Source organism: Mammaliicoccus sp. P-M59, assembly GCF_022386135.1.
Lineage (GTDB): Bacteria > Bacillota > Bacilli > Staphylococcales > Staphylococcaceae > Mammaliicoccus > Mammaliicoccus sciuri_A.
Genome location: NZ_JAJNJJ010000009.1, coordinates 77116 through 90545, shown reverse-complemented (window position 1 = coordinate 90545; position 13430 = coordinate 77116). Strand labels below are relative to the sequence as shown.

Annotated in this window: 9 protein-coding genes; 3 read left to right on the top strand and 6 right to left on the bottom strand. The window is 33.9% G+C overall.

Annotated elements, in window-relative coordinates; genetic code table 11:
- Positions 1-17: 17 nt before the first annotated feature.
- The 5 genes from LQ617_RS13640 to LQ617_RS13620 form a co-directional block, all read right to left on the bottom strand.
- The gene (locus tag LQ617_RS13640) at positions 18-1445 is read right to left on the bottom strand and encodes a 6-phospho-beta-glucosidase (RefSeq protein ID WP_126476526.1); all 1428 of its coding nucleotides are present in this window, start codon (positions 1443-1445) and stop codon (positions 18-20) included.
- A gap of 13 nt (positions 1446-1458) precedes the next feature.
- Positions 1459-3369 carry a beta-glucoside-specific PTS transporter subunit IIABC gene (locus LQ617_RS13635; RefSeq protein ID WP_239740604.1) on the bottom strand — a complete coding sequence of 637 codons (1911 nt, stop codon included), beginning with the start codon at positions 3367-3369 and terminating at the stop codon, positions 1459-1461.
- 188 nt (positions 3370-3557) lie between these two features.
- Positions 3558-4388 carry a BglG family transcription antiterminator LicT gene (gene licT, locus LQ617_RS16095; protein WP_239740603.1) on the bottom strand — a complete coding sequence of 277 codons (831 nt, stop codon included), beginning with the start codon at positions 4386-4388 and terminating at the stop codon, positions 3558-3560.
- A 492-nt stretch (positions 4389-4880) separates the two neighbouring features.
- The gene (locus LQ617_RS13625) at positions 4881-7397 is read right to left on the bottom strand and encodes an NEAT domain-containing protein (protein ID WP_239740602.1); all 2517 of its coding nucleotides are present in this window, start codon (positions 7395-7397) and stop codon (positions 4881-4883) included.
- 197 nt (positions 7398-7594) lie between these two features.
- The gene (locus tag LQ617_RS13620) at positions 7595-8596 is read right to left on the bottom strand and encodes an NADP-dependent oxidoreductase (RefSeq protein ID WP_037590618.1); all 1002 of its coding nucleotides are present in this window, start codon (positions 8594-8596) and stop codon (positions 7595-7597) included.
- 258 nt (positions 8597-8854) lie between these two features.
- Between LQ617_RS13620 and LQ617_RS13615 the strand changes: the two genes are divergently transcribed.
- Positions 8855-10234 (top strand): amino acid permease, encoded by a 1380-nt coding sequence (locus LQ617_RS13615; RefSeq protein WP_126476532.1) that lies wholly within the window; start codon positions 8855-8857, stop codon positions 10232-10234.
- A gap of 97 nt (positions 10235-10331) precedes the next feature.
- Positions 10332-10619 (top strand): putative quinol monooxygenase, encoded by a 288-nt coding sequence (locus LQ617_RS13610; protein ID WP_037590620.1) that lies wholly within the window; start codon positions 10332-10334, stop codon positions 10617-10619.
- A 574-nt stretch (positions 10620-11193) separates the two neighbouring features.
- Here LQ617_RS13610 and LQ617_RS13605 read toward each other — a convergent pair.
- Entirely contained in the window at positions 11194-12687 is a 1494-nt protein-coding gene (locus tag LQ617_RS13605; RefSeq protein WP_239740601.1) for a CoA transferase, read from the bottom strand.
- Positions 12688-12813: 126 nt separating this feature from the next.
- Between LQ617_RS13605 and LQ617_RS13600 the strand changes: the two genes are divergently transcribed.
- The gene (locus LQ617_RS13600; protein ID WP_126476533.1) at positions 12814-13404 is read left to right on the top strand and encodes a TetR/AcrR family transcriptional regulator; all 591 of its coding nucleotides are present in this window, start codon (positions 12814-12816) and stop codon (positions 13402-13404) included.
- The last annotated feature ends 26 nt before the right edge of the window (positions 13405-13430 follow it).

The window sequence follows — 13430 nt, the reverse complement described above, 5'->3', positions numbered from 1 at the left end:
CCTTTGATAGTTGAAATTTAATAGCTTAAGTCTTCACCATTTGTTTGAATCACTTTTTGATACCAATAGAATGAATCTTTAGGTGTACGGTCTAAAGTACCGTTACCTCGATTATCACGGTCAACATAGATAAAGCCATAACGTTTCTTCATTTCTCCGCTTCCTGCTGAAACAAGATCAATACAACCCCAAGATGTATAGCCTAATAACTCAACACCGTCTTTAACAGCTTCAATCATTTGATCTAAATGTTCACTTAAATATTTAATTCGATATTCATCATGAATCTTACCGTCTTCAGTTACTTCATCTTTCGCACCAAGTCCATTTTCTACAATAAATAATGGTTTTTGGTAGCGATCATAAATTTGATTCATTGTAACGCGTAAACCTACTGGGTCAATTTGCCAACCCCAATCAGAAGCTTCTAAGTAAGGATTCTTTAATGATGCAAATGCGTTGCCGGCACCTTTTTGTTTATTAACTTCTTCATCTCCACTTTCTAATCTGCTTGAATAGTATGAGAATGAAATAAAATCGACAGTATGTGCTTTTAATATTTCTGCATCGCCTTGTTCTTGTTGAATCTCTACACCTAATTCTTCAAACATGCGTTTACTATAACTTGGATATTCACCTCTTGATTGCACATCAATAAAGATATATTGTTCTCTATTTTTCTGAAGTGCTGCTAACATATCTTGAGGATGACAAGTATTTGGATAAACTTCCCCAGCAGCTAACATACAACCAATTTGGAAATCTGGATTAATTTCTTTACCGACTTTAGTAGCAAGACTTGAACCAACTAATAAATGATGTGCAGCTTGATATTTAATTTGTTCAGCATTAGCTTCATCTTCAATAATGAGCCCACCACCAATATAAGGTATGTGTAAAATCATGTTGATTTCATTGTGTGTTAACCAATATTTCACTTTATCTTTGTAACGTTCAAATACAACTCGACTGTAGTTCACAAAGAAATCAATCGTTTTTCTGTTATACCAGCCACCGTATTCTTGAGCTAAATAAAGTGGTGTATCAAAATGATTTAATGTTACTAAAGGTTCAATGTCATAAGCTTTTAAAGTATCGAACACTTTATCATAAAAAGCTAAGCCTTGTTCATTTGGTTCAGCTTCGTCACCTTTCGGGAAAATTCTTGGCCATGAAATAGACATTCTCAACACTTTATAGCCCATTTCTGCAAATAGTTTAATATCTTCTTCATAACGATGATAAAAATCGATCGATTCATGACTTGGGTAGTAATCAAATGTTTCTTTTAAACCTTTAGCTGGATTGAATAATGGAATTTGTCTTTCTTCTCCTGCTGGTAGAACATCCACTAAACTTAATCCTTTACCATCAACATCATATGCACCTTCACATTGATTGGCTGCTACTGCGCCACCCCATAAGAAATCTTTACTTAAACTCATTTCAAATCCTCCTCTATAAAATAACCGTCAATATATGTTTACCTGTTTCAATCGTTTTATGATCTTCAAGAACGACATCTTTTGCTAAATTAGAATTTGTGACAACAACCGGAATAACTGTATCGTATCCTTCTTGCTTAATTGCTTCTCTATCGAATTCAATTAAAGGTTGTCCGATTTCAACTGTTTCTCCTTGTGATACAAGCGGTTTAAAATACTTCCCTTCTAATTTAACTGTATCAATACCAATATGAATCAATACTTCAGCACCGTTGTCTGATTTTAATCCAATTGCATGACCAGTCGGGAATAAACTTTCGACAACACCATTAAATGGAGCCACAACAACATTGCTATCGGGTTCAATCGCAATACCTTTACCCATTGCTAAAGATGAAAAGACTGGATCTTGAATTGTTGTTAAATTTACAACATTACCAGATACTGGTGATTCTACTAATACATCATTTACGACTGCTTCTTGTGCTGTTTCTCCAGCGTCAGTACCTTTTTCAATTGGTGCTTCTTTCTTATCACTATGCGTTAAATAACCGACAATTAAACCAAGCACTAATGCTGCACCTGTTGCGATTAATGACATCCAGAATGCCATATCTAATCCTGCTTTGCCGATAAAAATTGTATATCCGAAAATACCAAGTCCGCCCATAAAGAACATTTTCGTACCTGCCCAACCGATCATAGCGCCAGTTATCCCCGCTATAATACAGCTATAAATAAATGGTTTCTTTCTAGGTAAAGTAATACCGTAAATAGCAGGCTCTGTTACGCCAAAGATACCTGACACGAATGCAGGAATACTTAAAGATTTAAGTTGCTTATTCTTAGTTCTAAAGAATATACCTAATACAATACCTGTTTGAGCAAATGAAGCTGCAAAAGTTAAAGGTATAATAATGTCGTATCCTGATGTTGAAATATTATTAATGGCAATGGCTACTAGTCCCCAATGTAAACCGAAAATAACAAGGACTTGCCAGAATGCGCCAACCAATAATCCTGCAAATAATGGACTAAAGTTATATAAACCTATTGCACCTGCACCAATTAAATTGGCTGCCCATGTAGAGATAGGTCCAATAATTAAGAATGTTAATGGCACAATAATAATTAATGTAAAGAATGGTACTAAGAACGTCTTCACGACATCTGGTATAACTTTCTTCAAGAATTTCTCTAATTTAGATGCGAAGAATACAGAGAACACAATTGGAATAACACTTTGTGTATAAGTCATTGATATGACTGGGATGCCTAAAAATGTTAAAGCACTTTCTGATTCAAAGAATGTCCCACTAAAGAGCATCGTTGCATTTTCATTACCTAACGCCATCGCACTTACAAGTGTTGGATAAACAAGTGCTGCACCTAATGCCATACCAATAAACTGATTAGAGCCAAATTTTTTCGCTGCTGTTAAACCTAAGAATATTGGGAAGAAGTAGAATAATGCATCGCCAATTGCATGCATGATTTGATATGTTCCCGACTTTTCAGTAAGCCAACCAACTGCTAAAAATAATGCTGCGAAACCTTTAATCATCCCCGCTGCAGCTAACACGCCTAAAATTGGTTGGAATATACCCGAAATCAAATCAATAAAGCGATTAAATAATGATCCGTTGCTTGATGAACTACCACTAGAAGCACCATCACTCATATTTGCTTCTTTACGAACTGCATCATATACATCTGGAACATGATTACCAATTACAACTTGGTATTGACCGCCCGATTCCATGACCGTCACAATACCTTCTTTATTCTTTAAATATTCTGTATCAGCTTTTCCCGTATCTTTCAGCTGAAATCTTAATCTCGTAATACAATGTGTTAAAGAATTGATATTTTCTTTACCACCGACTTTCTCTACGATATCTTTTGCTAACGCTTCATACTTCATTTAAATCCCTCCATTTTCATAGAAAAAAACCCAGAATAATACATACGAATCCCAATGTTCGTTATGCATTACTCTGGGTTTTGCCTACTTAAAGTTACAATCCCAAACAGCAAATTCACTTGCCGTTTAAAGTAATTGTTTATTAATTTAAATTTATTATAACGCTTACATTTTATTTGTCAACGCTTTCATGCAGATTTTAATAATCGAGCAATATGTAGAATAAGATAAACCCTTTCGTCATTAGATAAATCGTGATTATAATTTCTTTTTAGAAAATCACCAATTTTATCGACACAACGGTTGGATTCACTATATTTTCTCTGTAAAGATGCCAATAAAGATATATCCATCACTTCTTCTAAACTTTCAGAATTAATTAATCGTTGACTGAAGAATTTTAAATGTGTAATAAAACGCGCGTAACTTAATTCTTCTTCAGAAATATCTAGATTAAAGTGATATCTCACTAGATTTACAATACTCTGAGTGATTTTTGTAATTTCATAAACGTTTGAGATAGACTCGTTCATATTCGCATTGACAATATGCATCGCAATAAAACCAGCTTCGTCTTTAGGCATATCAAGATTAAAATTTTTAGCTATCCTATCAATACCGAACAAACCAATTTTATATTCATCAGGATATAATCGCTTAATTTCATAAAGCAAAGGATTATTAATAACTGTACCTTCTTTATGACGTTTAATTGCATAATTTATATGATCCGTTAACGCTATGTAAATAGATTCAGACAATGGTTCCTTATAAAGTTTATTCGCTTCAACAATAATTTCCTGAGAAATGAGTAATACATCATCATCTAATTCTTTAATTAAAGTAAGCATTCTCTCTTGTTCGTCACTCGTCATTCTAAAAATCTTATCAATTTTATCCTTCTCAATAGCCTGGCCATTCTTCTTCCCAAAAGCAATACCAGCCCCCATAACAATGCGTTCTTCCCCATTAATCTTAGAAATCACAACATTGTTATTTAAGATTTTCGTAATCTTCACGACATTCACCCTTCCAATAAATGTACTGACTTTTCAATTAATTATCATTATAGCAAGAATTAAAAATAATGAAATAATTTATATAGTTGTTTTAATTCAATTCTTATATTTTTGGTGAGTCTTTGCTTGTGGATTATATAAGGTGATATGGTGGCGTTGTGAACACTTTCGTCCAAACTTGTTCGTAACGGGGGTGTTAGTTACAAAAGTCAGCCGAAGTGTTACTATGGGCAGCCTTAATTACAAAACTCGGCCGAAGTGTTACTATGGACCTCCTTAGTTACAAAACTCCACTGAACTGTTACTATGGGCAGCCTTAATTACAAAACTCAGCTGAACTGTTACTAACACACCCACTATTTGCACTTCTCAACAAACTTGCTAATAAATCTTATTTAAAAGGAATTCCTTCATAAAAAAAGCCAACAAAATCAAAACTATGACTTTGTTGGCATGTACGAGACTATTATTTATATCTCTTTTAAAATTTCTTTATTTACTATTTTTAGTTTTTCTTCTACCAAATAATAATAATGAACCTAATCCTGCTATAAGTGATCCAAATAATGCATATTGTGTATTATCTAATTCACCTGTATTTGGTAATTCATTTTTATTTTCTTGCTTTTTACTTTGTTCTTTTGATTGTTCAGTAGCCATTTTTTCTTTATTTTTTTCTTGTTTTGTTGATTCAACTTTATCTTTGTTTGCTACTGTCATAACTGAATTCTGTTGATCTTTATTTGTCATGACTTGATCTTCTGTAGACATAGTTGTTGGTTGCATACTATTATTAGCAGCTGGTTCTGATTTGTGATCCATTGTTGGACTTGGCTCCGGACTTGGTTCTGGCATTGGCTCTGGCATTGGCTCCGGTGTCGGTTCTGGTGTTGGTTCCGGCGTTGGTTCTGGTGTTGGCTCCGGAGTCGGTTCCGGTGTTGGTTCTGGACTTGGCTCTGGTGTTGGTTCCGGTGTAACAGCTGCATCGCCTAAGTCTTGAATTCTGACATGGTAAGCACCTTCGTAATCTACATTTTCTGTAACGAGATGAATTTTAATGATTGCATTATAGAGTTCTTGACCTTCTACAATAGGGAATAAGATTGTTCTTGTATCTTTTTCACTATCTTTATCAATAATGATAGGACGTTTATATCCATCTTCACCTTCTACTTGGAAATCTTTCCACATTGAATCATGTTTCAAAGTAACAGCTAACATCTTCTTACCGTCATATTCAACTACTTTAGCAGGATGTTCAACTTCGAAGTCCATATGCGATTGTTCATCTTTAGAACTATGCAATACTTTAAAGTTTCTATCTTTTGCTTTTGACATATCTACATTTGTAACGGGTGCTTTTTCAAATTCTGTTACAGCAGATTTTAATTCTTTATCTAATTTTTCTTTAAGTACTTTTAACTCTTCTTGAAGTTGTGGTTTTTCATCATCAGATACTTTATTGATTAATTTTTCAAGCTCACGAACTTTATCTTCTAAAGTTATCGCTTTGTCATATTTCTCTCTATCTTTTTGTTTCTTATACTCGTCTTCTGTAACATAATCAGAAGCGTCTTTAGTAATTGGTTTAGCAAATACGATATGACCAAGTTCATGTTCAGACTTTTCGCCAAATATTAATGAAGAACCTTTTATTTTTAATTCTTTCGTGTTCTCATTAACTTTAACTCTAATAGTTGCGACTTCATTTTCTGTATCAAATGATACAACGTCGTAGTCTAACTTTTTATCACCATCAAAGAGGTCAAACTCAACCCATGTAGAAGGCGCATCTACGCGTAACTCTAATACTGGTTGATCACCATCAAAAATCACACTTGCTGGGTCTTTAATCATAGCCCCATAGTAGAACATTTCTGAATCATCTTTAGGGTTGATAACTTTAAAGTTAATTGGTCGTTTTTCACCATCAACTTTTTTATTATGAATGTCTTTGTTTTTAACATCTTCTCTTAATTTTGAAGTTTCTTCTTTTGGCTTTTCTGGTTCTACTTTTGGTGCTTCTGGAACTGCATTATCAAAAATGACACGTGTTGTATATTTGTTATCATAGTTAATAAAAGGTACAACGATATGTACTTTTGATGTAAGTTCTGAAACGCCTGATGGTACTTCAACTTTAACAACACGTTTATCATCATTTTCTTCTAATGTTGTCATATTAAGTTTTTCATCACCATTATATAATTCAAACATCTTCCACCAGCTAGGATGTAATAATGTGAAATTCAAATAGTTTTTCCCATTTTCTTGGCTTAATTTTGATGGATGTTCTAAATAATCATCCATTACAGATTTTGCATCTTCCGTTTCTTTCTTAACAATAAATCCAAAGTCTTGTGCTTCATTTTCTTCAGATACAGCACTTTTTTCTTTATCATTTGTTGCTTCACTAGTTGCAGTTGAACGTGTTGGTTGAGCATTAGCTGTTTCTTCAGTTGCTACTTTGTCTTCTGATTCATTCGATTCTTTAGATGAAGTTAATGTTTCCTCGTCTTTAGATACTGTCGTTTCTTTATTTGAAGCTGGTGTTTCAGTTTCTTCTTTTACTTCAGTTTCTTTATCTGAACTTGTTTCATCTTTTGTAGCTGTTTCTTCAGAAGCTGGTGTTTCTTCAGAAGCTGGTGTTTCTTCAGAAGCTGGTGCTGAGTTTGTATCTTCCGCTTCAGTTACTTCATTTTCTTCAGCTACATCAGTATTAGGAGTAGCTTCTTTATCTGTATTTTCTGATTCTGCTGATTCTGCTGTTTCAGTAGCTGTAGCATCGTTAGCTTCTGATGGCTCACTTTGACTATCATCTGTAGCAGTCGCCGATTCATTTACTGTATCAACTTTATCTTCCATTGCATTAGCTGTTTGACCTGCTCCTAAAAACAATGTCGCACCAATTGCAATTGAAGCTATCCCTCCCGACAATTTTCTAATTGAAAAATGATGTTGTTTCTTGATTGTAGAACGATTCTTGTTGTTTTCTTGCTGTTTTGTCATATTCATCTCTCCCGTATTTTAAAGTCGATAATGATAATCGTTATCATTTGTCAATTCAAAATTATACCATCTAATCAAAAATTTAGGAATATATAAATGGATATTTTTGTCATTTTTTTGACAGATTATACTCGTCTAAATGAGTGCACAAAAAAATCAGTTTAGGATATGTTCACCCTAAACTGATTTAACCTTATTTATTCAGCTACTTTTATAACTTGTTTACCAAAATTATCGCCTGTAAATAACTTACGGAATGCATTTGGAATTTGATCAAATCCTTCATCTATAGTTACTTCGGATTTAATTTTCCCTTCTTGTACCCATTGTGCTAACTGTTCACTTGCTTCTTTAACATCTTCATTAAATTGTGCAACAATGAATCCTTGCATCAATGCTTGGCTTTTAATCAATGTTTGTTGAATACGTGGTCCAATATCTTCGCCTTTAAGATTATATGAAGAAATTGCGCCACAAACTGGTATACGCGCAAATTTATTTAAATGTTTAAACACTTCATCTGAAAGTGCCCCACCAACATTTTCAAAATAAACATCAATACCATTTGGAACGGCTTTTTCTAATGCTTCAGCAAAGTCATCTTTCTTATAATCTATACCTTCGTCAAAGCCTAATGTTTCAGTTAAGTAATTTACTTTCTCTGATCCGCCTGCAATGCCTACTACGTGCGCACCTTTCAGCTTAGCAATTTGTCCTACGACAGAACCAACCGCACCAGATGCAGCTGAAACAACAACTGTTTCGCCTTCTTGAGGTTTACCAATTTTCAAGAGTCCTTGATAAGCTGTCATACCAGGCATTCCTAGTACACTTAAATATAGGTATAACGGTACTTCAGTTGATGGAATTTTAGTAACATATTTTTCATTGATTGTTATATATTTTTGCCAAGGTAAAATACCTGTTACAATATCGCCTTCTTTAAGACCAGAAGCATTTGATTGAACGACTTCTGCAACGATATGGCCGTTAAATGGTTTATCTAATTCATAAGACTGCGTATAACTTTTAGAATCATTCATACGTCCTCTCATGTATGGATCTACAGAAACATATATTGATTTTAATAGCACTTCTTCATTATTTGGTTCTTTCACTTCTATTTCTTCATAACGAAATACATCATCTTGAGGGATACCTTCAGTTCTTTTAGCTAATACAATTTGTTCATTTTTCATGGATTATCCTCCTCATTTATAAAAAACAATTACTTACTTTACGCTTGTCAATATTAAACATGATTATTGAGTGAGTCAAACAGTCTGTTCAAAAATTGATTTATCTAAACTTTTATCATATTTTATTTAAAATTCACTAAATTTTCAAATTAAATACATAATAATTCCTTTTTAAAAATAAAATTACACTAATAGAATTATTTAAACATATAGAATTTTTAGACAAATCTCTGTATAATTGTCTGCCGGAGGTGCAACATGAATCAATTTTTCAAGAAGAAAGAACACCTTTCTTCTCAATCAAATAAAAAACTTAAAAAAACACTCGGCGCTTTTGATTTAACCATGCTTGGAGTCGGAGCTGTTGTTGGTAGTGGTATTTTTATCTTACCTGGTGAAATCTCCTCAACAATAACTGGACCTGGAATTATGCTTTCATTTATTATCGCTGCAATCGGCTGTGGTTTAGCAGCTTTATGTTATTCTGAATTTTCATCAAAAATTCCACAAGCTGGTAGTGCCTATACATATAGTTATTATGTTTTTGGTGAAGGTATTGCTTGGATATTAGGTTGGGCATTATTACTTGAATATGGCTTAGCAATAGCTGCAGTCGCAAGTGGCTGGTCTTCATATGTTGTTAACTTATTATCTGGTATGAATATCCATGTCGTAAAAGCTTTATCTGGTTCATATGACCCTTCTAGTGGTCATTATTTTGATTTACCAGCATTTATTATCATTATGATCATTGGCGCATTATTAATTATTGGTGTAAAAGAATCTACGCGCATCAATAATATTATGGTTATTGTCAAAATAATGGTTGTCCTACTCTTTATAATAGTAGGTATTTTTTACGTTAAACCTGATAATTGGAGTCCATTCTTACCATTTGGTTTCAATGGTGTGTTAACAGGTGCTTCAATGGTGTTCTTTGCATATATTGGATTTGATGCAGTATCATCTGCTGCTGAAGAAGTTAAAAATCCTCAAAAGAACATGCCAATCGGAATTATTGGTGCATTAACGATTTGTACGATTTTATACATTATCGTTTCAGCTGTACTGACAGGTGTCGTACCCTATCAAAATTTAGAAGGTGTCGGCGCACCAGTTGCTTATGCATTACAATCCATTAATCAAAATTGGATAGCTGGATTCCTGTCACTAGGTGCAATCGTTGGTATGACAACAGTTATCTTCGTCATGTCTTATGGTGGAACGCGTTTAATATTCGCGATGAGTAGAGATGGTTTACTTCCAAAAGTCTTCTCTAAAACGAATCAAAAGCAAACACCCGTACAAAATACTGTCATTCTCACATTATCTATGGGAATCGTATCAGGTCTTGTACCTTTATCAGAACTCGCTTCACTAATTAATATCGGTACTTTATTTGCATTTTGTACCGTTTCAATAGGCGTTCTGTTCTTAAGAAGAAATCATACATTACCATCAGAAGGCTTTAATGTACCTTTATATCCTGTATTACCAATCGTATCCTTTATCATCTGTTTATACTTGATGACAAACTTAACACGTACAACTTGGATAGCATTTATTATATGGTTTATTTTAGGAATTATCATGTACTTCACGTATGGAATAAGACACTCAAAATTAAGAACGAAATAAAATTTTCAATTCCAAGATTTCAAAATTTACAATTCTATCGCTTTCTGTCATGATTCAAATATAGAAATCAAATTGATAGAGAGAAAGAGGTTATCTTATGTTAATCATAAATGCGAAGTTTGAAGTTCAAGCACAAGCAGTTGAACAATATGAAGCATTGATTAAAGATTTAGTAGCATCATCAAGACAAGAAACAGGAAACATCGGTTACGAACACTTCAAATCAACTGAGTCAGACAATACTTATTTAATGTATGAAATTTGGGAAAACCAAGAAGCTATAGAAGCACATAATAATAGCGAACACTTCCAACAATTTATTAAAAGTGTGAAACCATTATTAGCCGGACCTTCAGATATTAAAGTAAGTGCAAGCAAAGAATAGAACCTATTCGTAGCTAAAGAACTTTATAAATAAACGAATAAGCATATCACTTATCTGAGAAACTCAGAAAATAAAGTGATATGCTTATTTTTTGTGTGATTACGATGGGCTAACTTCCATTATTATGAATTGTGGTAGTTAGAATGCTGTAACTTCCATTTTTCTGAATTCTGGTAGTTAGAACGCTGTAACTTCCATTTTTCTGAATTCTGGTAGTTAGAACGCTGTAACTTCCATTTTTCTGAATTCTGGTAATTAGATGGCGCTCACTTAGAGATATTTCTCAGAATTCTGTCCCTAACAGCATCTCTTACGGACATTTCTCGGAATTATGTCCCTAACAACGCCTCTTACGGACATTTCTCGGAATTATGTCCCTAACGACACCTCTTACGGACATTTCTCAGAATTCTGTCCCTAACAACGCCTCTTACGGACATTTCTCAGAATTCTGTCCCTAACAACGCCTCTTACGGACATTTCTCAGAATTCTGTCCCTAACGACGCCTCTTACGGACACTTCTCGGAATTCTGTCCCTAACGACGCCTATATCAAACTAAATTCAACCACTCTCTACTTCCAAGCTGGTTTATCTGATCCTCTGACCATCAAGACTGTATCGTAATGTCCTGGTGTTTCACTCATTTCTACTTGATCTGTCACGCCTACATATGTTCCAAGTGGTGTTTCTGCTTCAAATTGTTCTGGTGCTACGGCACGATGCTCTTCATTACTATTTGCTACTTCTTGTGCATATGCTTTATCAAATATACCTAAAGACATTAAATACGCAGACACTTTACTTAATGATACAGATACACTATAACTACCGCCTTCTACTGCTCGTCTTTCTAATGCTTTAATTGTACCGAGTTCCAACAACCATGAAATAACGTAATCATTTACAACAACAATCGGTGGCAATGCGGGTTGTTCATCTGTTCCTTCTAAACTCATAACACCTGTGACACTTCCTGCCGTCTGATCAAATCCATTTCTATCTGACCATGGTCCAGCATGTCCATGTAAATTAACAGAAGCATGTATGATACCTGGTTTCTTCTCTGCTAATGCTTGAGCTGTCACATTGTATTTTTCCATAAATCCATGTCTTTTATTAATGAAGAATATATCTGCATCACTTAACAATTCATCAAATTTATCTCTATGTGACTGTTGATTTGTAATATCTAAATAAGTTGAACGCATTCCAACATTAGAAGTTAAATACATTGTTTCTACTTCTAACTCAGTTGGTCGCCATACATTGAGTACGTCTGCTCCGTGTAATGCTAAACCTCTACCGAGTCCTGCTCCTGCTATAACATGTCCCATTCCTAGTGCTCTTATACCACTTAATGGTTGTTCTGGGTTCTCAGTGAATGGTATCGGTTCAGATTCTCCTATTTTCTTAATTTCAATGAGTTCTGATTCTGCAATATATTTAAACTGTTCTTCTTCAACAAACTCTTCAACAGAGCGCACGAGCGGCATCACGATACCTTTTTTAGAACCCGCTTCTTCTAGTTCTTTACCATTCCACTGTTTTATCGCTTTAGTAACCGCTTCTTTCGTTCCGCGACAATCTAATAAATCCAATACATGTTCTTTAGCATTTGGATAAGGGTTTAATGGCATTACCCATCTATTATCTTTCGTTTCATAAAAATTAAATCTAAATGGTGTATGTGGATCTTCTTGACCTTTTGCTGGAAATCCATTTAATGTTTCCCATTTTCTTTCATAAAAAGGTGATAATCTTTTTAATGCTTTTCTTATATCGACATGTATGTCTTGTCCTTTACCACCTCGAACTTGCCATAAATGCGCTAAAGCGACTGATTTAGCTGCCAATCCTAATCCTGCTAATCCGGCAATTCGTAATGTACTTGGTAACACTGGATCTTTACCATAGAATGTAACATTACCACCACTATCTGCAGTCGTATAACCAACTGAATTAAGAATTTCTTCTAAAGCTGCTTTTAAATCAAAGTGGTCGTCAGTTACTCTATTCTGTTTATTATTTAACAACGTTTCTTTCAACATTTCGGCATCTTGTTTCAATTTGTTCTCCTCCAATATTTTTCATATTATTATTATAAAAATGTTCGACTTTAAAAAACAATGTGTGTAAAATGAGAAAAGCAACACATTTTCGAATTATGTTGCATTCATAAGAAGGTGAACAATTTGGACAAGAAACAAAAACAATCCAGAAACAAAATTCAGAATGCATTATTAACATGTTTAAATACAACGAGCATTCAATCCATAACAGTTAAACAGTTATGTGAAGAAGCTGAAATCAATCGTTCAACGTTTTATAGACATTATCCATCAATTGAAGTATTAATGTCTCATACGATATCCAGTTACTTTCAACTACTATTCGGTGAGCCTTATAAATTTTATTTAAAACATCATAGCATTAGTGAATCACAATTCTATATCGCTAATAATATCTTTAGCCATATATCCCATAATGTATCTTTCTATCAAACGATGTTCAAACACTATCCTAATTTCTATATTTTGCTTAAAAATCATATTCACCAAAGATATATTATCTTTTTTGAAGATACTGGCGTTCAAAATGACATGATATTAGATAAAGATATTGTCGCTGAGTACGTTGCGTCGGCATATGCAGGTATGATACAAGGTTGGGTCATTAGAGCATTAGACACACCACCTGATGAAATGGCACAAAGATTAATCACACTTAATTCGACAGGTCCTATCAAATTATTAATAGACGCAGAGAAAAGGCCAAGGCAATAAAATCATTTGCCTTGGCTTTATTATAA

Bases quoted from the DNA above. Each gene is read 5' to 3' on its own strand.
- LQ617_RS13625 (WP_239740602.1), bottom strand. From the start codon at position 7,397: ATGACAAAACAGCAAGAAAACAACAAGAATCGTTCTACAATCAAGAAA.
- LQ617_RS13610 (WP_037590620.1), top strand. From the start codon at position 10,332: ATGTTAATCATAAATGCGAAGTTTGAAGTTCAAGCACAAGCAGTTGAA.
- LQ617_RS13620 (WP_037590618.1), bottom strand. From the start codon at position 8,596: ATGAAAAATGAACAAATTGTATTAGCTAAAAGAACTGAAGGTATCCCT.
- LQ617_RS13635 (WP_239740604.1), bottom strand. From the start codon at position 3,369: ATGAAGTATGAAGCGTTAGCAAAAGATATCGTAGAGAAAGTCGGTGGT.
- LQ617_RS13640 (WP_126476526.1), bottom strand. From the start codon at position 1,445: ATGAGTTTAAGTAAAGATTTCTTATGGGGTGGCGCAGTAGCAGCCAAT.
- LQ617_RS13615 (WP_126476532.1), top strand. From the start codon at position 8,855: ATGAATCAATTTTTCAAGAAGAAAGAACACCTTTCTTCTCAATCAAAT.